Origin of the sequence: Nonomuraea zeae (assembly GCF_005889725.1) — a bacterium.
Taxonomy (GTDB): domain Bacteria; phylum Actinomycetota; class Actinomycetes; order Streptosporangiales; family Streptosporangiaceae; genus Nonomuraea; species Nonomuraea zeae.
Map to the genome: position 1 here is coordinate 25,002 of NZ_VCKX01000006.1, position 25,641 is coordinate 50,642.

Genomic DNA, 25,641 nt, shown 5'->3' on the forward strand with positions numbered 1-25,641 from the left:
GGGGGCCCGTCGCATCCGTCCGGACGCGACGGCCCACGGCAGTAGGAGGAACGCCGCGAATGATCGAAACGACGACCCCGCAGGAACGACAGGACTGGATGCGCGCGCCCGCACGGATGGCGTGGCGGTGCGTGTTCTCCGGGGAAATGGACCAGGTACGGCAAGCCCGGCGCATGGTCGAGGCGTTGTTCGCCGGAACGGGTCGCGAGAACGACGCCGGACTCATCGTGTCTGAGCTCGCGACCAACACCTTGCTGCACACCCGGTCCGGTCACACGGGAGGCTGGTTCGGGGTGGAGGTTCAGCTACCGATCGAAGGCCCGGCGTACATCGGGGTCTGCGATCTCGGTGGAGCCGGGATCCCACAGTACAAGCGTCAGCAGGCCGAGCAGGAGCTGAGCGTGGGCGGGCTGGGGCTCGCGATCGTCAAGGAGCTCTCCATGAAGCTCTCGCGGGTCGGTAGCCCGCAGACCGGGCACACGGTATGGGTCTACCTGGAGCTCAAGGCCCGGGACGTCGAGGGCGCGGGCACCGGAGCGGGATGAAAGCGTCGGCCTGCTGCTATCAGGCCGACGCGTGGAGAAGAGAGGCGATGAGCACAGGCAGACTCGGAACCGTCCTGGAGAAGCTCTGAGCCCTGACTGGTGTGAACTGCGGTGCCCATCCGTTCTGCGGGTGGGCACCGCTCAGTTCTGGGCCGTCATCCCGTCTGGAGTGGTTCGGGGTGATTGGCGCCGGTGGCGATCAGGTGGGCATGAAGGAAGGTGCTGATGGCCTCGTACGCGGTGAGTTCGTTGGCGCGGTTGGTGAACCCGTGGCCTTCATCGGGATAGATGTCGTACCGGACTTCCACGCCCCGGTCGCGCAGGCGGGTGACGATCTGATCGGATTCGGCCTGGGGGACACGTGGGTCGTGGGCTCCCTGGATGACGAACAGGGGAGCGGTGATGCCGTCGGCGTGAGTGACGGGGCTGCGCTCCAAGAGGTGCTCGGCGCAGGTATCGGGATCGCCGAGGACGGTGGCGACAAACGTCTTCCAGGTGGGGGGTGATGCCTTCGCCAAGGTGACCAGGTTGCTGGGACCGCAGATGGAGACGCCTGCGGCCCATGAGTAGGGAAGACGGGCCAGGCAGGACAGGGCGGCGAATCCGCCGTACGAAGCGCCCATGACAGCGAGGCGACTGGTGTCGGTCCAGTCGAGGGTCTGCAGGTACCGGACGCCGTGGTCAAGGTCGTCGAGGTCGACGCCGCCCCAGTCGCGGTAGATGAGCTTCTGGTGGGCGGTGCCGTAACCGGTCGATCCGGCGGCGTTGGGAGCCAGGATGGCGATTCCCCGGTGGAGAAGGTGCTGGTAGAGGCCGGAGCGGGCGTAGATGGGGCGCTCCTGGGCTTCCGGGCCGCCGTGGATGGACAGCAGGACCGGGTGAGGCCCTGGACCGTTCGGCCGGTAGAGCAAGGCGTGGACATCGCGTCCGTCGCGGGCTGGGTAAGTGATCAGCTCGGGGACGATGGGGTCGATGACACGCAGGGCCGTGGGGCGAGTGTCGGTGAGGTAGCGGAACTCCTGGCCGACCAGGTCCAGGATCGCGAGTTCCGCCGGCCGTGCCGCCGAGTCGATCAGGACGACCGCGAGGGAACCGTCCGAAGCCAGGGACAGAGCCGAGATGACTCCGGGCGGGATGTCGGGAAGAGGGATCGGGGAACCGTCGCGTTCGGCGTGCAAGCGAGAACGGCCGGCTTCGTTGACGGACCAGATCCGGACTCCGTCGGCGACGTCGAGGGCTTCGACGTCCCAGTTCGGATTGGCGATGGCGTCCAGGGACTTGGTCTTGAGGTTGTAGAAGGCGGCGGCCGTGAACTCGCTCCAGTGATCGGTGAGCAGGTGGAAGCCGCTGGAGTTCGGAGCCCAAGCGCCGGGTTCGAAGACACCCTCGCCGAGGGCGGACGTCACACAACCAGGTTCGGCGTCCGGATTACTAAGATCGGTGAGATAGACCGCGATGTCGGTGTTGGAACGGAAGCCGGTCGACAGGAGCCAGCGGCCGTCGGGGGAGAGGCTGACGGCTTCGAACGCGACACCCTCAGGAGGTGTGAAGCGGCGGAGGCCGCCGGTCTCGAGGTCGTGGACGATGAGGTCTTGGGCGGCCGGGTCGCGGTCGTTGGCGGTGTAGGCCAGGAAACGACCGGTGGGGTCGAACGGCGATTCGGCCAAGATGCGTTGGCAGTCCGGCCCGGAGCCGATCTCGGTCGGTTCGCCGCCCTTCAGAGCGACCATGTAGATGCGGAACTGCTCGTCCCCGTTCTCGTCGGCGGTGAAGACCAGCTGGTCGCCGGAGGGTGTCCAGGCGAACTGCCGTACCGTCCGGTTGTCGAAGCCCGCCACGCGGCGCGGCTCACCACCGGCTACGGGGATGATCCACAGATCGTAGTGGCCGGAGGCATGGCTGGAATAGGCGACCATGCGGCCATTGGGGGAGAGCGCAAGCGTGCGCTGGAATCGCTGCTGGGGGACGAAGTCCAGATATCCGAGCATGTGACAGCCTCTCGAGTCAGTCGATCCAGCCGCGGCGCGCCGCTGCGGCTCCTGCGGCGAAGCGGGTCTCCACACCCAGCTCATCGCGAATGGCGGTCCAGTGTCTGCGCATGGTGTTGACGCTGATGTCCATCCGCCGGGCGATCGCCTCGTCGGACAGTCCTTGGGTAAGCAGTTGCAGCACCTGCGCCTGTGCCGGCGTGAGCGGCCCGGCGGCCTTGGTGCTACCGAACGGGATCGCCTTCTCCCACAGCAGCTCGAAATACTCCCGCAGGGCGCCGACGATGACGGGGGAGCGTACGAGCAGTGCTCCGCCCATCCCCGTGGGTGTGAGCGGAAGGAGCGCGACCGCTTCGTCCGCGAGCTTCATCTTCATTCCAATACGAGGCAGCAGCCGCGCCTGCTCTCCGGCGGCCACCGCGGCCTCGATCGTCTTCGCGCCGATCGGATGCTCTGCGCAGCGGGTCTCGTAGATCGCGCGGCACCGCACCTGGCCCTCGAACACCGGTAGTGGTGCGTATCCGGTGGAGTCTTCGACGGGCGCTTCCAGGACGTAGTTGTCCAACGTGAGCCAGTCGTGCCGGGCCGCGTTGATGAGCGCGTACGACAGGCGGCTGATCTCGTCCCGGTCGGTGACGATCTGCACGAGCCGGTCCATCCCGGCGCTCGGCGAGGCGGCAGCGGATGTCTGATGGAACTCACTTAGCCGCTTGTGCCCGGCCAGCAGCCGTTCCTGATCGTTGACGAGGCGGCGTGAGAGGTCCGACAGAACACCCTGCAACGCCAGCTCGGGCGGCGCGGGCACCAGCCGCGGTGGCATCAACGGACCGTCCGGTCGAAGATGTGCCATCCCGCGAGCGGTCAGCTCCGCCACCCGCTCATCACCGCCCAGGAGGGAGGCGGCGTCGCTCTCATGACAGCCGTCTTCCGCGAGCAGCTTCGAGTACGACGCGAAGATCTCGTCCGGAACAACGCCTGCCAGCAGGCGCTGTGCATTGATCTGATTCTGCCCGTCCACTAACACCCCCAGACAGAGGGTAGTGGGTTCGATGCTCACGGTGATGATGCTCTGAGGACGTGTCGAGCGGTGGGTGGTTCCACGCGATGGTGGGTTTTCACCAGCGGGCGCAGCGGCCCAGAAACCCCGTAGCGCAAGGCGTTCTAGCGATCCTGGACGCTGTACCCCTGCTCAGTAGCCGCCGTGAGGAGTTTCAGGACCTCTGATCCGCCGCCGCGCGCGATTCGATCAGTCCGCACGGTCAAGAGCGGCAAGGAGGCAGCATGCGGCGGCAGCACGTCAGGATGGCGATCAAGGCTATGGCCGGACTCCTGGTGGCGTTCGGCTCATTCCACTCGCGCAACCGTTTGGCGCATCCACCCACGGACGCTCGCCTTCACGGTGTGGGCACTGCGCGGACGGTCCTCGCCCCTGTAGTCCCTCACAGTGATACGGGCGCGCAGCAGGCGCCAGCGACGACTTCGCATGTCAGGACGGATGAGGAATGCCTCTCCGCGCAGCCCGCTTTGGCAACCATCAGATCTACCGCCGTCCTGGGCACCGCAGGAGCCGATCGGCGCGGTGTGATCCGTCTCGTCGGCCAGTGCGCCATCGAGGGGCGTGGCCGAACGGCAGGTGGCTGGGGAACCGACACATGGGCGCTCATGGGCTTGCTCGCCGAGCACCGTTCCTCCTTGCTGACCAAGACCGCCGCTGGCGACAAGCTCTGGCCCGACGTCGATGCACCGAACGACCGGTTCGCCGGCCTCCTGAAGGCAACGCGCGCCAAGATGTGCGAGGCCATCGGGATGCCCGGCAACTATGGACGCGTCGTCATCCAGTTCGTCGGCGGCACCGGGTATCGCATCAACCCCGACCTCTACACCTGTGACGTCTGGCAGATCCGCGACCTTCTCATCACAGCTGCTCGGGCCGGAGGTCCGGAGAGGATGGCCTCGTTGATCGCTGCCACGGAGTTCTACACCGGCTCCTACCTCTCCACCGTCCCGCATTTCTGGGCTCGGCAGGCAGCGGACGCTCTCAACCGCAGCATCGTCCAAGCCCTCGCCCAGCTCGCGGATCTGGAGGAACAGCCCGAAGCCGAGATCGGCTACCTCGAACGCGCCACAGAACTCGACGGCGTCGCTGAACACCTCTACCGCAGGCGAATGGAAGTTTACGCCCGTCTCGGCAGACTCCAGGCCGTCCATTACTGCTACGACGAACTACGCGAACACCTGCGTGATCGAGGAAGGAAGCCGTCTCCTCAAACAGAACAGCTCTACAGGAGGATTTCCGCCTGCGAATGAGGAGCTGGATCAGCGCGGCTAGCCTTTATTGACGACTTGACGCGAGCCGGCGAGTTGACGCTTGATATACCAGCGCGTCCGCGCGCAACGGTGAGCACGTAGCAAGGAAAGGATTCGCAGGCCATGCGCTTATTACGGATGTAATTCCATAGGCTCGCGAGGGGCGTGCAAGTATCGGAGGATGCGGGACGCCCAGTGATCGAGTCAACAAGACCGTCGAGGTGAGTGATCTCGTCGGCTCCGGCGCCCTCGCTGTCACGTGTTGTTGCCGCCACGCTGGCATCGAGGGCGCCAAGAGGCCGTGGAGTCGTCACGCTTGTCGTCATGCGCGGCAGTGAGATGCCTGCCTGGTGATGCGCTAGTTCGGGCCGGGTGAACGCCCACGAAGAGTGGGACCAACCGGCTGCTATCCGGCTGGTCCCACTCCCTTAGAGTACGACCCGCCCTACGCGCAGGAAGACCTGCTTCCCTGAAGCGCGGACCTTCCTTGCGCTTCCTTTGCGCGCTGTCGATCGTCCCGCCGGTCGGTGCGCCGATCGCTCTGCCGATCGTCCTGCCGTCTTGATCGGCACCCTCGCGCTACCGGCCGGGCGCACGTGAGTGCGGTCGTGCAGGGTACCGGTGGCCCGCCCGACTCGCCTTACGAGTCGATAACTCGAAGCGATCCGGCCGTGCTGCTGCCACTGCCTCCATTGATTCCTCCATCTATTGGCCCGTGCGAGCCCTTCCCTGGATTCTTTGGCTCTGCATTCTGGCCTGCCGTGGGCGGCCCCTGATTGCGCTGGGGTTAATGGGCTGGGGCATAGCAATGCGGAGAGATCATTGCCAGATTCGATGTTCGCGAGTCCATTGTTTTTACCCAAGCGTCGCCGGATCGGCTTGCTTTGCGTTTGGGGTTGAGAAATAGTCGTTGTGTACGAACGAATTAGGCCCCGTCAATTCGGGGCCGCAAAGCCAAGCCGGAGGAGAAAGAATGGCGATGAAAATGACGTCCGAGACGAGTGGCGCCTCGGTGGAATTTCACCCCGAAGGTACGGCGGGCAAGGTGTGGACGGCGCTGAAGGCAACGCCTTCTGCCTCCATCGCAGCGATCGCCGAGGCCGCCTGTGTCTCTCGGCCGACCGCCACCAAAGCCCTTACGGCGTTCGCTGAGGCAGGTCACGCGGTCCGCACGCCGGGCGGGCGTTCCGAGGACGGGCGCGCCCTACCCGATACCTGGGCCCCGATCATCGCCCACGCCAAGAGCCAGAACGACACGGTTACGACAACGACCGACACGCCCACAACACCCGACGAGAGCACCGTGGCGTCAGCGGTTCCGGACGCCCCTGAATCAGCCGCTCAGGAGGCTCAGGCCACCCCAGATCGAACCAACGCTCAGACACCCACGATCTCCCTCCAGGAGGCGATGCGCATTCTGGAACAGGAAGCCGACCGTCGCGCGCTCGCCGAGGCACAGCTGGCCCAAGCGCAGGCTGAGGAGGAAGCCCGACGCCAGCAGGCCGCCGAGGCATTGGCCAAGGCCCGCACGGTCGAGGACACGCGACGCGCCCTGACCGATCTCCTCAATGCCGTGACCACTACCTACGCGGCCCTTCTGTCCGACGACGAAACGGCCTTCACCAAGGGCCTGGAGGCCATCTACACCGGCACCGCAGATGTGCGTAAGGCCGCCCGTACGAGTCAGCCCAAGACCACCAGCACATGGGGCTCCTCGCGCGGCGACCGCAGCGCCCCTCGGCCGCTGCGCCCGGACGTCGTCGCCCATCTGACGAAGCATCCCGACCTGGCGTTCACCGCGAACGAGATCGCGAAGGTGCTCGGCCGGTCTTCCGGAGCGGTCGCCAACGCCCTCGACACCCTCGCCCGCACCGGTGAGGCCGAGCTCGTCAGCGAGGGCCCCAACCGCTTCCGTGCGGCCAGGTCTCAGGAGGCCTAGTGAGTGGCCTCTATGGCCCTGACGTGAGGAGAAACCATGTCCGATGAGATGTTCACCCTCCTCGGGTGGGCATGGGATGTAGACCTGGCCACTCGCCTGGCCCGACGCCACCCAGTACGCCCGGCTGCTATCCGGACGTTGATCGGTGTCAAGGACCTCATCCGCATCGACCCTGACCACGCCGCGACGGTGGACCTGACCAAACCCCTCTTGGTCGTCCCGCTCCCATGCGCCCTGCCTCCCGGCAACCGCCTGGTGATCGACGGCTGGCACCGCATACACCGTGCCCTCGACCTAAGGATGGAGAAGCTGCCCGCGATCCTTCTGGATCCGGCGGACGAGCGCAGGTGCCGCCTACGCGGCGGCGACATCTGACACACGGCACAGGAGGGCGGGCGTGTCGGCCACGGCTGACACGCCCGCCCTCATTCCTAGCCCTACGGCCCGGACCTAGTGATGCTCATCGGCCGGGCGTAACCGACGATGTCCTGGCGATCGGTGTAGCTGCTGACACGGATGCGCTCGCCGGTGCGTGGGGCTTCGATCATGCGGTCTCCGTCCAGGACGAGGCCGACGTGCCCGGGATGGTCGGGGCCCCCGTCGGCCCCTTGGAAGAACACGAGGTCTCCAGGTAGCTGCTCGCCGGGCCGAACGTGGGGGAGAGCACGCCACTGTTCCGTCGTCGTGCGCGGCAGAGCTGTTCCGGCCTGGTGCCAGGCATAGCGGGTGAGGCCGGAGCAATCGAAGCCGACCATGTTCGCGCCCTGTCCGATCCCTCGGGTGGGGCCGTCGAGGCCACCGCCGCCGTACGAGTAGGGGGTGCCAAGCCACCGGGATGCTGCTGCTATCGCCGCCGCGCTGTGCCCAGTTCCGTCGATTGCCAGTGGCGTGCAGGCAGAGTCTGCGGTGGCTGTGGCGTAGGACTCGGCCAGACGTAGGACCTTGGCGACGTACGCAGGATCGTGGTTGTAGCGCAGGAGAGCCTGTTCCAGGTTGGCTGGGGCGCCATTGCGGCGCAGGTGATCGGCTGCGGCCGGGATGGCGTCGGCCGGGTCGTAGACGTCCTTGCGTCCGTCGGCGTTACCGTCAACCCCGTAGGAGTGCCAGGTGGTTGGCATGAACTGCATCGGTCCGGCCGCTCCGGCGTGGTTGGTGCCGTTGAGGATTCCAGGTCCGGTGCCTCGGCCGTGGTCGGATTCGGCCTCGCCGACTGCTGCCAGGACGGTCCAAGGGATGCCATAGCGAGCGGCGGCCTGCTGGTAGAGATCGAGGTAGAGGGGCGGGATGTCGGTGGGCGCGGACGTACCGCAGGAAGCGTTTGGAGCGTCATAACCCGGTAGCGCGGTCGCGAGCACGCTGAGAAGCACGGCGATCAGGGCGAAGGCCCCGATCGCCGTGGCGGTGATGACCGGCATTACGCGATGACGCGGTTGGGGTCAGCGGCATCTACCTGGGCCCATGCGCCCCGCAGGCCGATCAGGCGGCGGCGGGGACTCGCTGATCCGGACGGTAGCCATATGGGTCCAGCGGGGCCGTCAGGGGCTACAGCGGGAGTGTGGACGGCCGTGGCGACGGGCACGCTGGAGGCCGTCAGGAGCTTACGGAAGTTGGCCTCCCGCGTGGGATTCGGAAACCAGAAGAGAACGGGCGTCGTGATTCCGGTTGCTTCGGCGAGGGCGGCGTAGCCGTCGAGTTTAGCCAGGACGCGGGACAGCGGCTCGGTACCGGTGTCGTGTTCAAGGAAGAAGTCGATCGTGTCCGGTTTGCCGGTCGGGCTGGACTCGGTCCAGCGGCCGAAGGCGTCCGGACGGGCAAGATCACCCCATAGGGCGGCGCATCGGCGTTCAGGCCACCATTCGGCCACCTCGGATCCGTCAGCTCGACGGCGGGCCGTGGCGTGAAGTTGAGCGAAGAACTCGTTCACGCCTATCTGGTGCGTCAGACGAGATGAGAAGGCGATCGCGCCGGCCGAATCGGGACGGTAGCGGAGCGCAGCAGGAGTGATGCCGCGCTGGGCGGCCAAGTGATGAGCACCGGTGGTGCCGAGAATCCAGTGCCAGGGGCGGCTCCCGGTAGGGGCCCAGGGACGAAAGCGGTCCAGGGCACGTAGCTCGTAGAGGTCCAGGAGGCGATGACGGGCTCGGTGGACGCTTGGGAAGAAGATCGCGGCGAGTTGGTCGGTGGTGAGGACGCGGTGCTCCCAGACGGCGTCGAGGATCTCGGCATCCCGTGGCGTCAGGCGTTCGGCGAGGCCGGCGATGAGAGCCTGACCAACTCGGGCGCGCTGGTGCCGGGAAGGAAGCAGACGGCGAGGTGCGTTGGGTCGAGTCATTGGGTGCCCTCCTCGTGGGCTCGGCGTGGGTCGGTCGGGATGCGGACCTTCGGCTTGCTCGCGGCGGTGGTCTCGGGGCGGGCATACGCCGCACGCGAAGCGGCCCTGACGGCTTCTTGACGGCCGGGCACGGGATCGGGGAGGGGACGGGTTCGGAAGGTGAACGCCGGTGACGGCCCTCCTCCGCCGGTGATGACTCGTCCAGCGGCCTGGTAAGCGCCCAGGTGGGACAGGTCGTGTGCCGTGAGTATGGGGCCGACGTGGCGGGCGAGGTCGTGGGCGTCTTCCGGAGACGTGGTGAAGTAGACCTTGTTGCGAGCATCGGCGGAAACGGCCTCGCGGAGGTCCTTGGGCAGCTGAGACAGATGTTGGTGGGCGAGGGTGAGCGAGAAGCGGTAGGCGCGGGCCTCGGCCAGGAGATCGCTGACCGATATGGGCATGTTGAGGAAGTTCTGAGCCTCGTCGATGTAAGCGGCGGCGTCTCGGCGTTCGTGCTCCGGCAGGCGAACCCGAGGAGTGATGGCTTGCCAGGTATGGGCGAGAAGAAGCGAGCCGAAGAGACGTGCGGCATCTTCGCCGAGGACGCCCTTCGGGAGGCGGGCGAGGACCAAGCCGCCGGTGTCCAGGGTGCGGGCCAGGTCGAACGTGGAGGTTCCTCCGGAGAGCGCGTCCCGGACGAACGGGCGCAACAGGACGGCTCGGAGCTTGTTCATGACGGGACTGATCACCGAGGCGCGGGCGGCGGGGGACAACTCGTCATACGCGGACCAGAAACCTCGCAGCAGCTCGTCGTCGAGCCGGCCGACGATCCGGGCGCGGAACGGGGTGTCTGTGAGGAGCTTGGGCACGTCGGCGAGGGTCGCGCGCTCGCGCTGAATCCGTACCAGGGTGAGGCAGGCCGAGCGCATGAGGTCGTCCAGGCGCGGTCCCCAGGACGAGGCGAAGCACCGATGGAAGATCGTGACGATCGAGTCGACCGCGAACGCCGGGTCCGGCCCGGCCAGGACGTTGAAGCACGGTGGCTTGCCCGACTCGGCCGGGTCGAACAGGACGGTCCGCTTGATGGCGCGTTCGGGGAGGCGGTCGAGGACGTCGTCGATCAGATCCCCCTTGGGATCGATGACGAGGGCTCCTCGGCCGGCGTGGGCATCGGAAAGGATGAGATTGGCCAGGAAGGTGGACTTGCCGACACCGGTCTGGCCGAGGACATGCAGATGCTGGCGCGCCGAGGCCACCGTGACCCCTACCGGGCGCGGGTGGCCGGTCTCGGCATCGCCCAGGACCCGGACATCATGACCGTACGTGGGGATGTCGGGCGCTGGTGGGATGGGGCGCGCCCCGGCTCGGGCGATGCCTGGAGCGGCTTGGTCGTAGGGCAGGTGAGCGAGTGCGGCCAGCTCGTCGACGGCCAGGAGGTAACCGGAGTTCATACGCCGATGTCTCATGCGGCCAGGGAGATCTGGTCCGCGTAGGCGCCGGAGGTATTGGTGGCCGGAGGCGTACAGCGCGAAGGTGGCGGCGATCTCGTGGGCTCGACCACGTAGACGCTCCCGGGCGTCGGGTCGGTCACTCGTGACGATGTAGGAGATCTGGACGGCGAAGCGTGACTGGCTCGCCTTGGCGAGGATGGCGCGGATCTCCTCTGCGCGCTCGGGAAACATGCGGGACAGCTCGCCAGGCCGGGCGCGATTGAGGCCGCCCGGCGTGATGACGTCGAACAAGTCGGCGCGAAGGCTGCTGGACCTGCCGTTCCTCAGCGCGGAGGCGGCGCGGTGGGCGGCCGACAGCCGCCGCCCTGTCACGGGACGGACCAGAACTTGGACGGCAGCGTGCTCACCTTGGCGCAGCCCCGACAAAGCCCCGAGAAGCGCACGCAACGGGTCGTTGCCATGCGTGGCCGTGAGCGGGTAGTGATCAGGCCGAGCCAGGATCATCCGACCACGCGAAGTCGTGACACCTCGCGGTGTAGGAGGTCCGGCGGGGCTGGTGGTCGCCGCCGCGCCGGGCCAGGCCGACCGGATCGCCTTCTCCACAAGCCCGGGTGGAACGAGACCAGGCACCCACAACTGCACCCGAACGCCAGCAGCATCGGCCACGTACTCCCAGGCGAGGTGAGGCTGGCCGAACAGGACGCGCTTCCAGCGTGGTGCGGTCAGCCCCATCACCTGCGACCACCAGGCAGCGGCGCTGCCGGGCTCGACGTGCGGCGGCACTGCGATCTCGACCAGCCGAGCGTGACGGGCGAAGCGCGCGTTGCGCCATCGCCAGACGATGGCTTCGGCCACGACGAGGGCGATGACACCACCGATCACGGCTCCGCAGAGGGACGGATCCGGAAGGTAGGGAATCACTCGGCCGGGTCCGTGGTGGCGAGCGCGTGCTCCGACGCACTGGCGACAGCGACGAAGGCGGCACGATCTCCAACACCCCCGCAGACCAGGCCCTCTCCCTGGCCGGCCGACAGCAGGAAGCGCCGTTCTCCTTCGGTGAGGTCGAAAGCCTCGGCGATCTCCTCGATGGCCTGCGGAGCCTGCCGCAGCAGGACCTGCGTACTGGCATTGGAGACGACGGCCTTGCCGAGGTTGGAGCCGAGCAGGTCAGCAGCGTCCTGGGTGACGACGGCGAGGCCGGCCCAGTGCTTGCGGGCGGACTTGGCGAGCCGGTAGAGGAACCTCGCGCCCTCGTTCTCGCGCATGAGGGTCCATGCCTCGTCGACCACGACCAGGCGGCGTCGCCTGTCAACGGGATTGGAGACACGCCGCCAGATCGCGTCCAGTGCCAGGAGCATCCCGACCGGTCGGGTCTCCTCAGGCAGGTCCCGCAGGGAGAACACGATCAGGTGGCCGTCCGGGCGGGTGGTTGTCGGACCGGAGAACAAGCTCCGGTAGGAACCGGACACGTACGGGGAGAGTCGTGTGGCCAGTTCGGACGCCTCCGGCGCGTCGGTGGCGTCCAGCATCGTGGCCAGATCGGCGAGCAGTGGCGCAGGACGCTTCCACGTGCGCTGGTCGGAGGTGATGCCGTTGGCGGCGTAAGTGGCGATCACCGCCTTGTCCAGGATGGCCTTCGTCGCGGCGGTGAGTGGCTCGCCCAGCATGGTTCCGACAAGGGTCTGGAGAAACATCGCGCGTCGGTCGAGCGCGTCGTCCTCGGCGGAGGCGGGCAGATCGAAGGGGTTGAAACAGACACCCGGTGTACCGAGACCGAGGACGGTTCCGCCGACGGCCTCCGACAGGCGGCGGTATTCGTCTTCGGGGTCGACGACGCATACCTCTACCTGATGGAACAGCAGCCGCAGCACCTCCAACTTGGTGAAGTACGACTTGCCCGCCCCCGACCGGGCGATCGTCACGGAGTTGTAGTTGTCGTGGGCGAACCGGTCCCACAGCACGACACCGGAGGAGTACGCGTTCAGCCCGAACAGCACCGGCGCATCGCCGAGCCGGGGGCGCAGATCCGGTGAGGCGAATGGGAAGGCCGCAGCGAGCGCCCAGGTGTCGAAGGTCCGGCGCGTCTTCAGCGTGTCGGTTCCGAGCGGAAGCGTTGCCGTCCAGCCCTGCATCGCCCGGAACGTCGTCGGGTGCGCGTCGAGCAGCAGCGAGGCCGCCAGCGCCTTGACGTGCTGGACCTCCGCGTCCAGCTCTTCGGAGTCTGCGGCGTGGACGGTGAGATAGAGGCCGACCCGGAACAGACGCCCGTGTCCCCGGGCGAGGGATGCGGCCAGCTCTGCGGCGTCGTCGGCCGCCGCCTCGGCCGCGAAGTCCGGTGTCCGGGCACCCGCGGAGGCGGACTCCAGACGTGCGAGCTGGCGGCGCAGACGCTGAGCCGCGATCAGCGGAGGTACGGGCTCGATGTGCAGAGACACGTCGAGGTGACCTGGATAGCCGATCAGCGGTTCGAGCCAGCCCGCGCCGACCTCGCGGGGGTATCCGGCGATCGCGAACGACGCGCAGACTCCGTCGGGAAACTCGACCGAGCGGGCATTGATCTTCAACGAGGACGGGCCGGGCAGAGCGGCGGTGGCCTTGGCCAGGTCCGCGGTTGCCTTGGCGAGTCGGGCGAATCTCATCGAGTCTCTTCTCCAAGCGTGATCGGCTCCTCGGGGCGGGCGACTCCGACCGGTTCCGGATGACGAGGCGACAGCGACCGCACGAGCAAGTCGCGAGCCTGATCGGCATCCACGATCGAGGCGTGAACACCGAGACCGAGCAGGAAACGCACGGTCTCCTCCGCGCGGCGAGTCACGATGGCCGCCGAACTGTCCCGACGAGCCGTACGCCGGGCCCTTCGCGCCCACCCGGGTGGTTGCTCGGCGTCTTGATGGCGAACGACGATCAGGACATCGCGGGTCAGCAGATCTCGGGTGGCGCTCAAATCGGTGAGGAACTCGGCGTGCCGGCGTGCCGCCTGCTCCAGCGCTGGATCGGCCAGATTCCCGGCCTCGTCGTTGATCACTCCGGCGAGGGCGGACAGGTCGACCGGGCGGGCCTGCAGAAGGATCTGCACGGGCGAGTCCAGCGAGTTCAGCCACCCGGCGAACACCCCGACCAACGCCGCCTGCTCCTCGCTGGTCCGCAGCCCGAACGCCACGGTCCCGGCACGGACGACCGCCGCGGTTCCGCCTTCGGCCAGCTCCAGGACTCCGTCCTCACGAATCGCCCGGACAGGGAGCCGCAGCGCACCCGGAAGCCGGCCGCGAACTCGGCACCAGGCCGGAGGCGGGAGAACCCCTTCCTCTGCTGAGACGAGCTTGCGATCCCGTCGCAGGTGGGTGAAGGCGTGGAGGACGAGCCGATCGAGACTGAGCCCGTCTCGCCTGCCGAGCGCCAGTGCACATCCACAGGCGATCATCGGCAGGACGATCGCGACGAGCACCGGGACGGGCAATCGGTCACCGGCCATGAGGTACACCCAGGCAGCCAGCACCCCGGTACCGGCCAGGATCGCGACTTGCCGAACTGTCAGATTCGCGAAGAGCTTGTCCGGCATCTCCACATCGGCCGGAATCTTGGCTACCAGCTGTTCTCTACTTGCGTGGCGCACGACGCGCTGCCTTTCCTTGTGAACGAGGCGTTAGGAGCCGCAGCGCGACTTGTGCAGGGCGGCGCGATGAACGACGAGCCGTGGGCGACTCGAACGGGACGGCACCGTTCGGCGGCCGATCGCGACGGACGACAGGCCGGTGAAGCCATACCGGCTGCGGCTGTGGGGGGTCGACGGGGGCCAGGGGGTTTCCCACGCCGTTTCCTGGCCCGTGGGGACGCGCTGGGCGTCCACCCGGGGACGAACGATGAACCCCCGCGCTACGGCCGCCAGGGCGGCCGCTGGCGGCCATCCCCGGTGGCCGACGCGGGGCGCGCGGCGTCCCCGCACGGGGCCCACCCGCGTTCGGCCCCCGCCTACCGGGACCACCACCCGGACCCCCACCAGGGGGACCACTGGGCCCACCTCCGCCGCCGTTGGGAGGAGAAGGGGGCTTCGGCGGCTTGGGACGACGCGCCGCGCGGGCGGCACTGAACCCCTTGCCGAGCAGCATGCCCAGCCCGCGATAGATGATCAGGGACTTGACCAGACGCGAGAGCGTCCGGGGCTTGCTCGCCTGCCAGATGGTCCGCGCCACCCATCCGGGAATCTTGAGCAGGACGAACAGCAGGCCTATGGCCATGAGCAGATCGGTCATGTCCGCCGTGCTCGAGATCCAGAACGAGTCGTCGTCAGCAGGGTTGGCGGAGAACATCAGTTGCAGCGCGGTGACGAGCACGAGCGACTGGCACATCTGAATCGCCAGCAGCCCCGTGAACGCCCGCCACCACAGCCGGGCGAGCCCCTCCGTCATCGGCAGTGCGTGCAAGATCAACGCAAGAGGCGCGGCCACGATCACGACCATCGTGAGCGCGAGGCGGACGATGTAGGTGAACAGCACACCTACCGCCAGGACGACCACCACGAGCGCGACGATCGCGAAGAAGACGCCTTTAGGATGATCCCCGCGAGAGCCGCTTTCTTGATCGCATCGAACACGAGCTCCGGATCGATTCGGTCGGCCCCGTCGGCGAGGAACGCCTGACTCAGCCCGTTCGCCAGAGTGATCGCGTACTTGATCGCGATCAGGCTCAGGTTCGCGGCCAGGAACGCCCACACGAGCCGCGGCAGTAGTTCCCGCGCCGAGATCCCACCAGGCAGTGCCTGCCCGACCATGAGCATCACGCCCGCGATCGTCACGAGCAGCACGAAGCACGTGTTCGCTATCGTCCGCGACAGCTCCCAGAGCTGCTTGGCTCGCGCCATCTGCGGGGAGTCCAGCTCCGGCGTCGCCAGCACGGTCGATCCGAGCATCTCGAACACCGGTTTGGTCGCCGACTCCACGAGATGTGTGAACCACTCGTCCACCGCCTGACGCGTCTTGCACGCCACATCGATGAAGCCGCAGTCCGACTCTGGTGGGCTGACCGTAGAAGGCGCCGGGCTGGGCGTGGCAGAAGGCGTGGGAGTCGGCGCGGGTGTGGGAGGCGCGGCGACCGCGGGCCCGCTGAGCAGCGCCGAGCTGAGTGCCGCGCCGACCGCCAGCAGGGCGATCAGCCCGAACGCTCTGAGGCGGGTGAGGGCCGCCACGTCAGGAGCCCACAATCCGCTGAAGGATTTCCACCAGGACCGGGGCAAGCATCGCCACCCCGAATCCGAGCGCCCCGTAGCGCAGCGTCTTCTTGGCCGCCTCGACCTCTGCGGGGTCTCCGCCGGCCAGGATGTAGCGGACTCCGCCGATGGTGAAGAACAGTGTGGCGAGGCCGACAAGCAGCCCGATCACCACGTTGCGCAGGTTGGTGATGACCTGATCGAGCGAGGCGGAGGCCAGCTTGGTCATCGCCTCGGCGACTCCCGGCACGGTCAGCGCGGCCCCCAGACAACCGGCTGTCCAGACCAACGACGCGGCACCACGCCGGATCCAGCTCGTACCTGCTGGAACCCGGAAAACGAACAACGGACACGGCCGAGACGACTTCATGAGATGGCTCCCCCAGACGAGAGGTCCTGAACGGAAAGCCAGCTGTGATCACGAGCCCGGAGCGGGCCGGGATGGGTGTCCTCCTTCAAGGGACGAGGGACGATGAACTCGATGGGAACGGGCAACCGCCCCCCAGATCTCCGCCCCGAGCCGTGATCACGGCTGACATTGATGAACCACCGACTCAGCCCCCGGAATTGGAGCCCTGCCCGTCGTAGCTGACCGAGACTTGACCCTCCTCGATCGCCCTTGCCAGCCGTGTCTCCGCTGCTCGCCGCCGCTTGTACAGCCGATCCGCCGGCACCCCCAAGCGCCCGGCGTACGCCCGCAACGCCTGGCCCTCCAACCGTGTCGCGTTGATCAGCTTCGCTTCGTCCGCGGTGATGACACGACACCGGACGGCCTCGGCGAGCACCATGAACGGCTCCGTATCCAGGACCACCTGCTCCGGCGTCTCGGCGCAGATCTCGATCGAGGCGAGCTCACGCGCCCGAACCTGAAGCGCGCCCTTCCGCGCCCACATCAGCAGCCGAGGCAGGATGTTCGGCCGGTCGAGATCGATCCGACGGAGCTGCGCGACGAAGTTCGTCACCATCTCAGAGACGATGTCGTCGACCACATGGGCAGGGCAGGCCTGCGTGGTCCTCGCGGCTAGGTTCTTCAGCCCTGGCATCGCCATCCCAACACACCCGATGACCCACGCCGGACCGTCGGATCGTGAACGCCGTACAAGATGCACCCAGACGGCGTCCTTCAGCTCGTCGTCGGCCTGAGGCGTGAGCAGCAGGTTCTTCAGTTCACCGAGATGGATTGGCCGCCGAGGGAGCCCACACCCGATGGAACGGCCATCTACCGAGAGCGGATTTGGATCGGTGACCAGGAGGCGGAACGCCTTGTCCGCCGCGCTGAGAGCGTTCTGACTGAAGCTCTTCGAGGCTGTTGTGTCCTGCAGATCGACGGTCATGGTGTCCCCCGTGGGTCAGGTCGGATTGGTCGATCAAGGTCTCGACCACCGGATGGGAAGAACCGGAACCGCCAGGAGCAGAAGCGCGGACACCATGAACCGCCGCGGGAGCTCCTATCAGGCTTCTGAACAGCGGAAATGGCAAGGCATCGAGAATGCGCTCATAGGTCTCGCCAAGCTGGCGAAGTCGTATCTGACCTGCTGGTATCCGCTCTCCCGAGGAGGGTCGTGCAAGATCAGGTCAAGCCGTCGCGCCCTTGACGGAGCGGGCGAACGGGCGGTCTATCGCCCGCCGTCCACACTCCTCCTTCACCGCCAGAGTGTTGTCACTAGGCATGGGCATTTCGAGGCTGCTGGCGACGTGGTGGTCAGCTTTGGCCACACTCGGAGGATGGATTCGGCTGGCAATCAGTACGCCTTCGTGATCCAGACGAGGGACAAGCTCGACAGGAAGTGGTCCTGGGTCCTCGACTATGGAGCCGCCGATGATGGGGTGGCGGGAAGCGGCGTGGAGGATGACATAGCAGGAAGCCCCCTCAGCTTCGCCCGTGCGACCTTCGATGCGTACTTGAATCATCTGATCGTCGTCGCTCCGGGAGCAGTGGACTACTACCTGTTCGAAGACGAATGCGACACCGAGTGGCGGATCTTGGTGTGGGATGTGCCGAGCACCGAATACAGCCGGTACAGCTCCGTGCCTCCGCCTGGTGACCCGGTTCGTCGTGGGTACGCGCTTGCCATGGCCGTCGAGCGCGTCGAACCTCAAGCAGTGTGCACATGGCCCGGCCATGTGGTGCGCAGGCGACTTCACGATAAGTGGAGGGCAGCGCAGCAGGACTCCGAGACCGTGTCTGGAGAAGACGGCTAAGGAGGCGCGAGCGGTTCCAACTGGCGCCGATCAGCTGGTGTTTCAGTGCATGGGAACGGGTGACCGTCGCGGGTCACCGTAGATGAGCAAGAACCAGGGATCGCGGCCGAGAGGCTCGCGGGCTGCCGAAAGGCGGCTGGTGCCACTCTCGGTGTGGCTGTGTTCTGACACCACGACCGAAACGGCCAGGGCCAAGGACAGCCCGTGTGCGGGCGAAGCAATGTGCGGCCGGCATCGCCAGGCTGTGGGGCGGGAACTGGCGCGGCATTTGATCGACGCCTGCACTCGCCCGGGCGGGGTCGTCGCGGATGTCTTCACGACGGGCGAGACCGTGCTCGTCGCAGCGGCGGAGATGGGGCGGTTGGGGATCGGTTTCGTTCCGCGTCTCCCGGTCGCTCAGCACCTGGTCGGTCGCTTTCGGGAGGAACTCACCGCGGAGCAGCGGGCGGCGGTGAGGCTGCGTCCACACGGGCCGCATGAGATGCGGGAAGCGCTGTCCGGCTTCGAGGGCAAGGTCGAGTTGCTGATTGCAGCTCTTCCGTTCTATCCCGAGGCCGGATGGGCAGTCGGCTCGGGGCCGACGTCATGTCCTTCATGCAGGACGGAGCAGCCTACGTTGGCGATGCCCCAGCTCGGTCGGTTCCTGGAGGATGCACGGTGTGCTCTCACGCCCGGCGGACACCTGGCAGTGATCACGACAGCGCGCCACGAGCGTGGCAGGCTCATAGATTTGGCTCCGGGGATCATCCGGCGCGCGGCCGCTGCGGGGCTTGCCTACGTGCAGCACGTCATCGCAGTACGTGTGCCCGTCGAGGGCGACACGCTAGTTGTTCAGACCGGCCCGGCGGAGCTGGCACAGCTTCGCCGAGCTCAGTCTGCGGAGCTGCCGCCGGTGGTGTCGGTGCATGCGGATGTCTGCCTGTTCGCTCGTCCCGGCGGAGGTGGTCGATGAGCGAGAGTGTCCTGTCGTCGGTGCTGGCCACGGGGCAGCTTCAGTCGCGGGTACAGCGGCGCGGTCGGTATGTCCCAGAGTCGATGAGACATCCGGGCAAGATGCTTCCGTCGATCGCCGCCCATGTCATCTCCGCATTCACCGAGCCGGGGGATCTGGTGCTGGATCCGATGTGCGGAATCGGGACCACTTTGGTAGAGGCGGTGCATCTGGGGCGGCACGCTGCGGGGATGGAGTACGAGGCTGACTTCGCCGGCCTCACTGCCGCCAACGTTCAGCACGCCCGCTCTCAAGGCGCCACAGGATTCGCCCGGGTGGCCTGTGGGGATGCGCGGAACATCGCAACGGTGTTCGGGGACCTTCAGGGCATGGCGGCGCTGGTGCTGACCTCTCCGCCCTACGGGGTGCGGACGCACGGTCATGTCCGGTGCGGAAGCCGGGAAGGCGGCGGGCCGGTGCAGAAGTCGAATCACCGGTACTCCACAGACAAGCGCAATCTCGCCCACCAGCGGTTGCCCCAGCTGATGGAGGGCTTCGGACAGATCCTCGCTCGGTGCGGGGAGCTGCTGAGGCCCGACGGAGTCGTCGCGATCACGGTTCGGCCGATCCGGGTGAACGGACACCTTGTTGATCTGCCTGGACAGGTCATCGATACCGCAGAGGCAGCTGGCCTGGTGCTCACGCACCGCCTGGCGGCACTGCTGTGTGGGGTCCGGGACGGTCGGCTGATCAACCGAGCATCGTTCTTCCAGATGCTGGAGGCGTGGAGGAACCAAGAGAAGGGGCGGCCGGTGTGTGCCGTGGCGCACGAGGACCTTCTCATTCTCCGCACAGGGGATGGCCGGGGATGAGGGCGACCTTCTATGGCGGTAGGGACTGCGGCGAGCGATGCCTGGACTCGTTGTCCACAGGTTGTGTATGGCCGTCAGCGGCTCGAGGGGCGGGGGTTCGTGTCCAGGCGGTGATTGACATCGGTCGTCGAGGCGAGCGGTCATGTAGGGCCGCCGGGGCGGTCGGGCACGTAGGGCCCAAATCGGTCGCCGGTGGGCGCGGGGACTCGTTCCGAGCCGGGGCGGGGCGTGAACGGCGCGGGTAGCGGGCTGCGGTTGGTCGTGCCGGGGGAGGAGCTCAGACTCACCCCCGGCGCGGCGGGCGTATTGCTCCGGATCCTGCTCAAGGCCGTCGCCCGCGTGAAGCAGCCGCACACCGTGAAGGAGCAGGAGAAATGACGATCAGGTTCGGCTTCTACGGCCGGGTGTCGACAGAGGACAACCAGGACCCGGAGGCGTCGCGGGCCTGGCAGCTGCATCGGGCGCGGGCGCTGATCGAGTCGCGGGGCGGCGAGATCGTCGCGGAATTCTTCGACGTCGACAAGTCCCGCTCGATTCCCTGGCAGCTCCGGCCGTACGCGGCGGCGCTGATCGAGGAATTGAAGGACCCGCGTCGAGGCTTCGACGCGGTGGTGATCGGGGAGCCGCAGCGGGCGTTCTACGGCAACCAGTACAGCCTCACGTTCCCGTTGTTCGAGCACTTCGGGGTACCGCTGTGGGTGCCTGAGGTCGGCGGCCCCATCGATCCCGCCAACGAGGCCCACGACATGATCATGGGCGTCTTCGGCGGTCTGTCGAAGGGCGAGCGGAACCGTATCAAGATCCGCGTACGGGCCGCGATGGCGGCGATCACAGCGACTGAGGGCAGGTTTCTCGGTGGGCGTCCGCCGTACGGGTACACGCTCCAGGATGCTGGTCCGCACCCGAACCCCGGTAAGGCGGCCGATGGGCGGAGGCTCCGGCGGCTGGCGCCCGATCCGGTCACCTCGCGCGTGGTGCGGTGGATCTACAGCGAATTCCTCAAGGGGCGCGGTTATCTGGACATCGCCGAGGACCTGACTCTGCAGGGCATCTTGTCGCCCTCGGCCAGTGACCCGGCGCGGAATAAGCATCGGGACCAGCGGGCGTGGTCGAAGTACGCCGTCCGGGTGATCCTCACCAATCCGCGCTACACCGGCCACCAGGTGTGGAACAAGCAGCGCAAGGACGAGGTCCTGCTGGACGTCGAGAACGTCGCCCTGGGGACGACGACCAAGCAGCGGTGGAACGCCAAGGACCAGTGGATCTGGTCGGAGCAGCCAGTCCATGACGCGATCGTGAGCGTCGAGGTCTATCAGCGCGTCCAGGAGATCCTTGCCAAACGGGCGAATGGCCAGTTCAATCACCGCCCACATCCGACCCGTCGGCCGTACGCCTTCCGAGGGGTGCTGTTCTGCGGGTACTGCAAGCGTCGGATGCAGGGCAACTGGAACAACCAGCAGGCCTACTATCGGTGCCGCTTCCCCGCCCAATACGCCATCACCAACGATCTCGACCATCCCAAGGTCGTCTATCTCCGGGAGTCGGAGATCCTGGATGAGGTCGATGGCTGGCTGGGGACCGCGTTCGGTCCGGACAGTCTGGAACGTACGATCGCGGCGATGGCCGACCAGGCGATCGACCCCAGCGAGGCGGCGCTGATCGACCTGCGAAAGCGGCTGACACAGTGTGATCGAAAGCTCAGCCAGTACCGCTCCGCGCTCGACGCGGGAGGTGACCCTATCGAGATCTCCTCGTGGATCAACGAGACGAAGAGCGAACGAGCCCGTCTGGAGGGGGAACTGAAGGCGCTCCCGACCGCGCAGCGCATCAGTGTCGCGGAGATCAGAGCGATGATCGAGGAAGTCGGCGATCTGGTGCGTCTGGTTTCAGAAGCGGACCCGGACGACAAGGCCGAGCTCTACACCCAGCTCGGGTTGAAGCTCACGTACTACCCGGAAAAGCAGTATGTGGAGGCCCGGGTTGAACCGGAACCCCCACATGTGCGATCGGTGTGTGTCCGAGGGGGGACTTGAACCCCCATGCCCATCACTGGGCACTAGCACCTCAAGCTAGCGCGTCTGCCTATTCCGCCACCCGGACTTGGTGCCTGCACGCGAGACCGTCATCCCGCGTCGGCTCAGTAAGGTTAGCAAACTCTGAGGGGTGCGTCATACCAAGAATCCGCGTCCCCGCTACGAACCCCTCCAGAGCCCCGAAATAGGCCCTCCAGGAGCTCCCGATGGGCCTTTCGTGGCCTCCCCGGAAGGGCCTTGTGGCAGTTGGGGCGGGTTTGGGTGGCGGGGGCTTGGCCAATTTCTGGGTCTCGGGTGAAAAGCCCTTGCAGCAACTTTGGGTGCTGCTACGGTTACGGATCGTTGAGGGGTGAGTCCACGGACCGGCCTCACGACGTGAGGCCGGTTCTGGAGCTCGGGAGGATCACGTGGTGCGCAAGACGGTGCAGCAGTCGAGGGCGATCGCCCTCGCTGCGTGCCGTCCACCCGTGGCCACCCGCGAGCAGGACACGAGCACCGATCGGGCGGGCCGGATGGCGCGGTTCGCGGCCGGTGCCCGTCGGCTCGTTGTGCGTGCAGTCGCCATGGGCGCCCTGATGGCCGCCGGTTGGCTGCTCGCCTTCCTGTTCGGCATGCTCACCGCCGCTCCTGCCGTCGCGGATTCCACCGCGGTCACAGGAGCGACCGCGCCGTCCGCGGATCCGTCCGCGGCGGTGCCTACGACCGCGGATCCGTCCGCGGCCGCAGGAGCCGGCACACCCCGCTCCCAAGACCTGGCCGGCCCCGAGCTCTCGGCGTCGGACAACGCCGAGGCGATGGCCGGGCGCACGGTCGACGGGCTCAACAGCCAGCGGGATCCTGGTCTGCCAGCACCATCCACTGCCGGGAAGATCCTGGACACCAACGGTTTGGTGCCCAACGGCGGTGGCAGCGGCCCCTTCGGGCCCGCTTCCGGGGATGTCGCGAGGTCCGTGTTCGACCCGCGGCTCCAGGCCCGGCGCGCCATCCTGGCGTCCGTGCTGCCCCCTGTCGTCCGCACAGCGGCGGACGACCCCTCTTTCTCACCTGACTGATCCCCCCAGGATCCCCCAGGACCCCGTCCAGGGATCCCGCCCAGGACCCCGGCCGGCGCTCTCACGAGCCGCCGGGTCCCTCCAGCAGCGAGCGGCGGAGCGCGGCAAGCATCCCCTCCGCCGACGGGTGAAACAACGTCAGTTCAGCTAGTTCGCGAACGATCCCGAGGTCTCCGCTGTGCGCGTGACCGCGCCTGGCTTCGGGCTGCCGCGAACCGTTCAGGTATCCCCCCAAGAACCACTAGGAGCATTCTCATGCGTACGTGGGCAAAGGCATCTACTCCCGCGGCCCTTCTCGCGGTGGCCGTCATGTCGTTCGGCGGCGGCACCGCGCTGGCCGACACCTCGGGCAACGCGTCCGTCGGCGGCGGCAACCAGGTCGACCTGCCGATCTCGATCCCCATCGACATCAGCGGCAACTCCGTCGCCGCGGCCGGCAGCGCGGACGCCACCTCGCAGGGCGGCGCCGAGGTCGTGAACTCCCGCAGGGGCGGCATCCCCAACAGCACCTCCGGCAACGCCAGCGTGCTCGGCGGCAACCAGGTCAACGCGCCGATCAGCACGCCGATCAACGCCTGCGGCAACGCCGTCTCGCTGTTCGGCAAGTCCGACGCCGGCTGCAAGGGCGGGTCCACCGTCCGCACCCAGGGCAAGGGCGGCGCGGGCGGCAACCGTACCTCCGGGAACGCGAGCGTCCTGGGCGGCAACCAGATCACCGCGCCGATCTCCGCACCGATCAACGCCTGCGGCAACGCGGTGGCGATCTTCGGCGACGCGACGGCGGGCTGCAAGGGCGGCTCCAGCGTCTGGAACACCGGCGTGGGCGCCGGCGGCAACCGCACCTCTGGCGACGCGGGCGTGCTCGGCGGCAACCAGGTCATCGCCCCGGTCAGCGCTCCGATCAACATCTGCGGCAACGCGGTGGCGGTGCTCGGGCACGCGTTCGCGGGCTGCCGGGGCGGCTCGACCGTCACCAACGGCGGGCCCGGACGCGGCTACCAGAGCCGTCACCAGGCCGCCGGGTCGAGCGGCAACGACACCGACGGGCGTTTCGGAGTGGGCAGCGGCAACCAGGTCATCGCGCCGATCAGCCTGCCGGTGGAAGCCTGCGGCAACGCCGTGGGCAACGCCTCGGCCGGCTGCACGGGCGGCGCCAAGGTCGAGAACACCCACGCGGGCTCGGGGGCCGGTGGCAACACCACCTCCGGAGCGGCCGGTGTGCTGAGTGGCAACCAGGCGGTGGCGCCGATCACCGCGCCGATCAACATCTGCGGCAACGCGGCCGCCGTGCTCGGGCACGCGTTCGCGGGCTGCAAGGGCGGCGCCCACGTCAAGAACGGCGGGCGTGGCGCGGGCGGCAACACCACCTCCGGGGCCGCCGGTGTGCTGAGTGGCAACCAGGCGGTGGCGCCGATCACCGCGCCGATCAACATCTGCGGCAACGCGGCCGCCGTGCTCGGTGCGTCCCGGGCCCAGTGCAAGGGCGGCGCCGGCGTCTGGCAGGGCGGTGTGGGCGCGGGCGGCAACCGTACCTCCGGCAGGGCCGGGGTGCTCGCGGGCAACCAGATCGTCGCGCCGATCACCGCCCCGGTCAACGTCTGCGGCAACGCCGTGGCCGTCCTGGGCGACGCCGCGGCCGGATGCCTCGGCGGGGCGAACGTCGGCAGGCCCGGCGTCGAGCGGCCCTCCAGCTTCGACCGCTTCGCCGGTAGCGCCGGTCACGCCTCAGCCGCCAAGAGCGGCCTGCTGCCCGCGCTGCCCGCCGTTCCCGTCCTGGGCGGCCTGAAGGACGTCAGCGGCGTCACCCAGCAGCTCCAGAGCACGAACCTGAGCACGCTGCCCGTGGTCGGCGACACCTCGGCCTCGCTGCCGGTGGTCAAGGACGCCACAACTTCGCTGCCCGGGATCGAGGGCGCCTCCACCTCGGTGCCCGCCGTCGAGGGCGCCTCCACCGCGCTCCCCGCGGTCCGCGACGCCGCAGGTTCGGTGCCGCTGGTCCAGGACGCCTCCACGACGTTCGGCCTGCCGCAGCTGCCCGAGCTGCCGGGCCTGCCCGGCCAGGCGCAGACCCCTGCCCAGCCGAAGAAGAGCGCCCAGTCCGCGTCGGCCTCCAAGGGCGACGGCGCCGGGCGGCGGGCCCGCCCCTCGGGCCCGGTCTCCGCGCTCGACCCCGCGACCTCGCTGGTCGCCTCCACCCCGGTCGGCGGCGCGGTGACCTCCGCCACCCACAGCCTGCCCGTCGGGAACATCGGCCTGATGAGCGCCGCCCAGCCGGCCGGTGTCACCGGGATGAACTCGGGCTCCGTGCTCGCCCTCCTGCTCGGCTCGCTGCTGGCCGCTTCGGCGACCCTGTTCGGGACGGCTCGCCGGTTCCGCTTCGGCCGGAAGTAAGCGACCCGCCGGTTCCGGTTCGGCCGCAAGCAGACGGCCGGCCGGTTCCGGTCCGGCCGCGGACAAGCGGTCCCGCGAGTTCCGGTTCGGTCAGAAGTCAGGAAAACGGATAGCACGAAAACCAAGTACGGCTACTGCTCACAGCCCGTGAGCAGTCAGCGATAGACGCTTTGCCCGTTCCGGGGGCGCGGCCCGGGGCGGGCAAAGCCATGTCCACGTTCAGAGCGTCCTGCGGACCCGCATGACCTTGCGGCGCAGCCGTACGTGCCGGCTGCCGTCCGGATGCACACGGACGCGCGCGAGCTCCCACTGCCCGTACTCTGCGTGTTCGGTCAGCAGTTGACGTGCTGCTTCGCGAGTGAGGTCGCGTGGAATGAAGATATCCATGTAGGAGTAGTCGAGCACAACGATTAGTC

General features: G+C 67.7%; 22 protein-coding genes and 1 tRNA gene. 11 read left to right on the forward strand and 12 right to left on the reverse strand.

Going from position 1 to position 25,641, the window contains the following annotated elements:
- The first annotated feature begins 59 nt into the window (after positions 1–59).
- Complete coding sequence (locus ETD85_RS03310; protein ID WP_138688082.1) at positions 60–545, forward strand: ATP-binding protein; 486 nt, start codon at positions 60–62, stop codon at positions 543–545.
- A gap of 155 nt (positions 546–700) precedes the next feature.
- Here the strand turns inward: ETD85_RS03310 and ETD85_RS03315 are convergent, their stop codons facing one another.
- Together ETD85_RS03315 and ETD85_RS03320 are read right to left on the reverse strand one after the other, a co-directional pair.
- Positions 701–2,533, reverse strand: coding sequence for a S9 family peptidase (locus ETD85_RS03315; RefSeq protein WP_170246476.1), 1,833 nt, complete (start codon positions 2,531–2,533; stop codon positions 701–703).
- A gap of 16 nt (positions 2,534–2,549) precedes the next feature.
- A complete protein-coding gene (locus tag ETD85_RS03320) occupies positions 2,550–3,590 on the reverse strand; it encodes a helix-turn-helix transcriptional regulator (RefSeq protein ID WP_138688084.1) in 1,041 nt (346 codons plus the stop codon).
- A 224-nt stretch (positions 3,591–3,814) separates the two neighbouring features.
- Between ETD85_RS03320 and ETD85_RS03325 the strand changes: the two genes are divergently transcribed.
- The 3 genes from ETD85_RS03325 to ETD85_RS03335 all read left to right on the forward strand — a co-directional run bounded on the left by ETD85_RS03325 (position 3,815) and on the right by ETD85_RS03335 (position 7,154).
- A complete protein-coding gene (locus tag ETD85_RS03325; protein WP_138688085.1) occupies positions 3,815–4,840 on the forward strand; it encodes an AfsR/SARP family transcriptional regulator in 1,026 nt (341 codons plus the stop codon).
- Positions 4,841–5,813: 973 nt separating this feature from the next.
- Complete coding sequence (locus tag ETD85_RS03330) at positions 5,814–6,779, forward strand: hypothetical protein (protein ID WP_138688086.1); 966 nt, start codon at positions 5,814–5,816, stop codon at positions 6,777–6,779.
- Positions 6,780–6,917: 138 nt separating this feature from the next.
- Positions 6,918–7,154, forward strand: coding sequence for a hypothetical protein (locus ETD85_RS03335; protein ID WP_138688087.1), 237 nt, complete (start codon positions 6,918–6,920; stop codon positions 7,152–7,154).
- 62 nt (positions 7,155–7,216) lie between these two features.
- On the opposite strand, the gene ETD85_RS03340 is transcribed toward ETD85_RS03335, so the two are convergent.
- From ETD85_RS03340 to ETD85_RS03375, 8 genes are all read right to left on the reverse strand, one after another.
- Positions 7,217–8,194: a C40 family peptidase gene (locus ETD85_RS03340; protein ID WP_138688088.1), complete on the reverse strand. Its 978-nt coding sequence runs from the start codon at positions 8,192–8,194 to the stop codon at positions 7,217–7,219.
- On the reverse strand, positions 8,194–9,111 hold the full coding sequence (locus tag ETD85_RS03345) for a replication-relaxation family protein (RefSeq protein ID WP_138688089.1): 918 nt from the start codon (positions 9,109–9,111) through the stop codon (positions 8,194–8,196). Before ETD85_RS03345 ends, ETD85_RS03340 begins: the two co-directional genes overlap by 1 nt.
- Positions 9,108–11,396 carry a type IV secretory system conjugative DNA transfer family protein gene (locus tag ETD85_RS03350; protein ID WP_138688090.1) on the reverse strand — a complete coding sequence of 763 codons (2,289 nt, stop codon included), beginning with the start codon at positions 11,394–11,396 and terminating at the stop codon, positions 9,108–9,110. Before ETD85_RS03350 ends, ETD85_RS03345 begins: the two co-directional genes overlap by 4 nt.
- A gap of 62 nt (positions 11,397–11,458) precedes the next feature.
- Positions 11,459–13,180, reverse strand: a complete 1,722-nt coding sequence (locus tag ETD85_RS03355; protein ID WP_138688091.1) for a VirB4 family type IV secretion system protein — start codon at positions 13,178–13,180, stop codon at positions 11,459–11,461.
- The gene (locus ETD85_RS03360; RefSeq protein ID WP_138688092.1) at positions 13,177–14,154 is read right to left on the reverse strand and encodes a PrgI family protein; all 978 of its coding nucleotides are present in this window, start codon (positions 14,152–14,154) and stop codon (positions 13,177–13,179) included. The genes ETD85_RS03355 and ETD85_RS03360 overlap by 4 nt, the downstream gene beginning before the upstream one ends.
- An 882-nt stretch (positions 14,155–15,036) precedes the next feature.
- Positions 15,037–15,723 carry a hypothetical protein gene (locus ETD85_RS03365; RefSeq protein ID WP_138688093.1) on the reverse strand — a complete coding sequence of 229 codons (687 nt, stop codon included), beginning with the start codon at positions 15,721–15,723 and terminating at the stop codon, positions 15,037–15,039.
- Between the two features lies 1 nt (position 15,724).
- A complete protein-coding gene (locus ETD85_RS03370; RefSeq protein WP_206058055.1) occupies positions 15,725–15,973 on the reverse strand; it encodes a pilin in 249 nt (82 codons plus the stop codon).
- Positions 15,974–16,298: 325 nt separating this feature from the next.
- Positions 16,299–17,078 (reverse strand): sigma-70 RNA polymerase sigma factor region 4 domain-containing protein, encoded by a 780-nt coding sequence (locus ETD85_RS03375; RefSeq protein WP_138688094.1) that lies wholly within the window; start codon positions 17,076–17,078, stop codon positions 16,299–16,301.
- A 10-nt stretch (positions 17,079–17,088) separates the two neighbouring features.
- Between ETD85_RS03375 and ETD85_RS03380 the strand changes: the two genes are divergently transcribed.
- The 5 genes from ETD85_RS03380 to ETD85_RS03395 all read left to right on the forward strand — a co-directional run bounded on the left by ETD85_RS03380 (position 17,089) and on the right by ETD85_RS03395 (position 21,782).
- Positions 17,089–17,946 carry a hypothetical protein gene (locus ETD85_RS03380; protein ID WP_138688095.1) on the forward strand — a complete coding sequence of 286 codons (858 nt, stop codon included), beginning with the start codon at positions 17,089–17,091 and terminating at the stop codon, positions 17,944–17,946.
- 82 nt (positions 17,947–18,028) lie between these two features.
- Entirely contained in the window at positions 18,029–18,898 is an 870-nt protein-coding gene (locus tag ETD85_RS03385; RefSeq protein WP_138688096.1) for a DNA methyltransferase, read from the forward strand.
- The gene (locus ETD85_RS03390) at positions 18,895–19,749 is read left to right on the forward strand and encodes a TRM11 family SAM-dependent methyltransferase (protein WP_170246477.1); all 855 of its coding nucleotides are present in this window, start codon (positions 18,895–18,897) and stop codon (positions 19,747–19,749) included. The genes ETD85_RS03385 and ETD85_RS03390 overlap by 4 nt, the downstream gene beginning before the upstream one ends.
- A gap of 228 nt (positions 19,750–19,977) precedes the next feature.
- Positions 19,978–20,127, forward strand: a complete 150-nt coding sequence (locus ETD85_RS62845) for a hypothetical protein (protein WP_170246478.1) — start codon at positions 19,978–19,980, stop codon at positions 20,125–20,127.
- Positions 20,124–21,782, forward strand: coding sequence for a recombinase family protein (locus ETD85_RS03395; protein WP_138688098.1), 1,659 nt, complete (start codon positions 20,124–20,126; stop codon positions 21,780–21,782). Before ETD85_RS62845 ends, ETD85_RS03395 begins: the two co-directional genes overlap by 4 nt.
- Here ETD85_RS03395 and ETD85_RS03400 read toward each other — a convergent pair.
- A tRNA-Leu gene (locus tag ETD85_RS03400) sits at positions 21,764–21,849 on the reverse strand. The two genes, ETD85_RS03395 and ETD85_RS03400, sit on opposite strands and share 19 nt — an antisense overlap.
- Before the next feature lie 343 nt (positions 21,850–22,192).
- On the opposite strand from ETD85_RS03400, the gene ETD85_RS03405 reads away from it, so the two are divergent.
- On the forward strand, positions 22,193–22,834 hold the full coding sequence (locus tag ETD85_RS03405) for a hypothetical protein (RefSeq protein WP_240778903.1): 642 nt from the start codon (positions 22,193–22,195) through the stop codon (positions 22,832–22,834).
- Between the two features lie 255 nt (positions 22,835–23,089).
- Positions 23,090–25,225, forward strand: a complete 2,136-nt coding sequence (locus ETD85_RS03410; protein ID WP_138688099.1) for a chaplin family protein — start codon at positions 23,090–23,092, stop codon at positions 25,223–25,225.
- 219 nt (positions 25,226–25,444) lie between these two features.
- On the opposite strand, the gene ETD85_RS03415 is transcribed toward ETD85_RS03410, so the two are convergent.
- Positions 25,445–25,630 (reverse strand): DUF5703 family protein, encoded by a 186-nt coding sequence (locus ETD85_RS03415; protein WP_090772450.1) that lies wholly within the window; start codon positions 25,628–25,630, stop codon positions 25,445–25,447.
- Positions 25,631–25,641: the final 11 nt, after the last annotated feature.

Coding starts and splice junctions, on each gene's coding strand:
- ETD85_RS03370 (WP_206058055.1), bottom strand. CDS start 15,973: ATGACCAAGCTGGCCTCCGCCTCGCTCGATCAGGTCATCACCAACCTG.
- ETD85_RS03395 (WP_138688098.1), top strand. CDS start 20,124: ATGACGATCAGGTTCGGCTTCTACGGCCGGGTGTCGACAGAGGACAAC.
- ETD85_RS03375 (WP_138688094.1), bottom strand. CDS start 17,078: ATGACCGTCGATCTGCAGGACACAACAGCCTCGAAGAGCTTCAGTCAG.
- ETD85_RS03310 (WP_138688082.1), top strand. CDS start 60: ATGATCGAAACGACGACCCCGCAGGAACGACAGGACTGGATGCGCGCG.
- ETD85_RS03355 (WP_138688091.1), bottom strand. CDS start 13,180: ATGAGATTCGCCCGACTCGCCAAGGCAACCGCGGACCTGGCCAAGGCC.
- ETD85_RS03385 (WP_138688096.1), top strand. CDS start 18,029: ATGAGCAAGAACCAGGGATCGCGGCCGAGAGGCTCGCGGGCTGCCGAA.
- ETD85_RS03330 (WP_138688086.1), top strand. CDS start 5,814: ATGGCGATGAAAATGACGTCCGAGACGAGTGGCGCCTCGGTGGAATTT.
- ETD85_RS03410 (WP_138688099.1), top strand. CDS start 23,090: ATGCGTACGTGGGCAAAGGCATCTACTCCCGCGGCCCTTCTCGCGGTG.
- ETD85_RS03325 (WP_138688085.1), top strand. CDS start 3,815: ATGCGGCGGCAGCACGTCAGGATGGCGATCAAGGCTATGGCCGGACTC.
- ETD85_RS03340 (WP_138688088.1), bottom strand. CDS start 8,194: ATGCCGGTCATCACCGCCACGGCGATCGGGGCCTTCGCCCTGATCGCC.
- ETD85_RS03390 (WP_170246477.1), top strand. CDS start 18,895: ATGAGCGAGAGTGTCCTGTCGTCGGTGCTGGCCACGGGGCAGCTTCAG.
- ETD85_RS03315 (WP_170246476.1), bottom strand. CDS start 2,533: ATGCTCGGATATCTGGACTTCGTCCCCCAGCAGCGATTCCAGCGCACG.
- ETD85_RS03345 (WP_138688089.1), bottom strand. CDS start 9,111: ATGACTCGACCCAACGCACCTCGCCGTCTGCTTCCTTCCCGGCACCAG.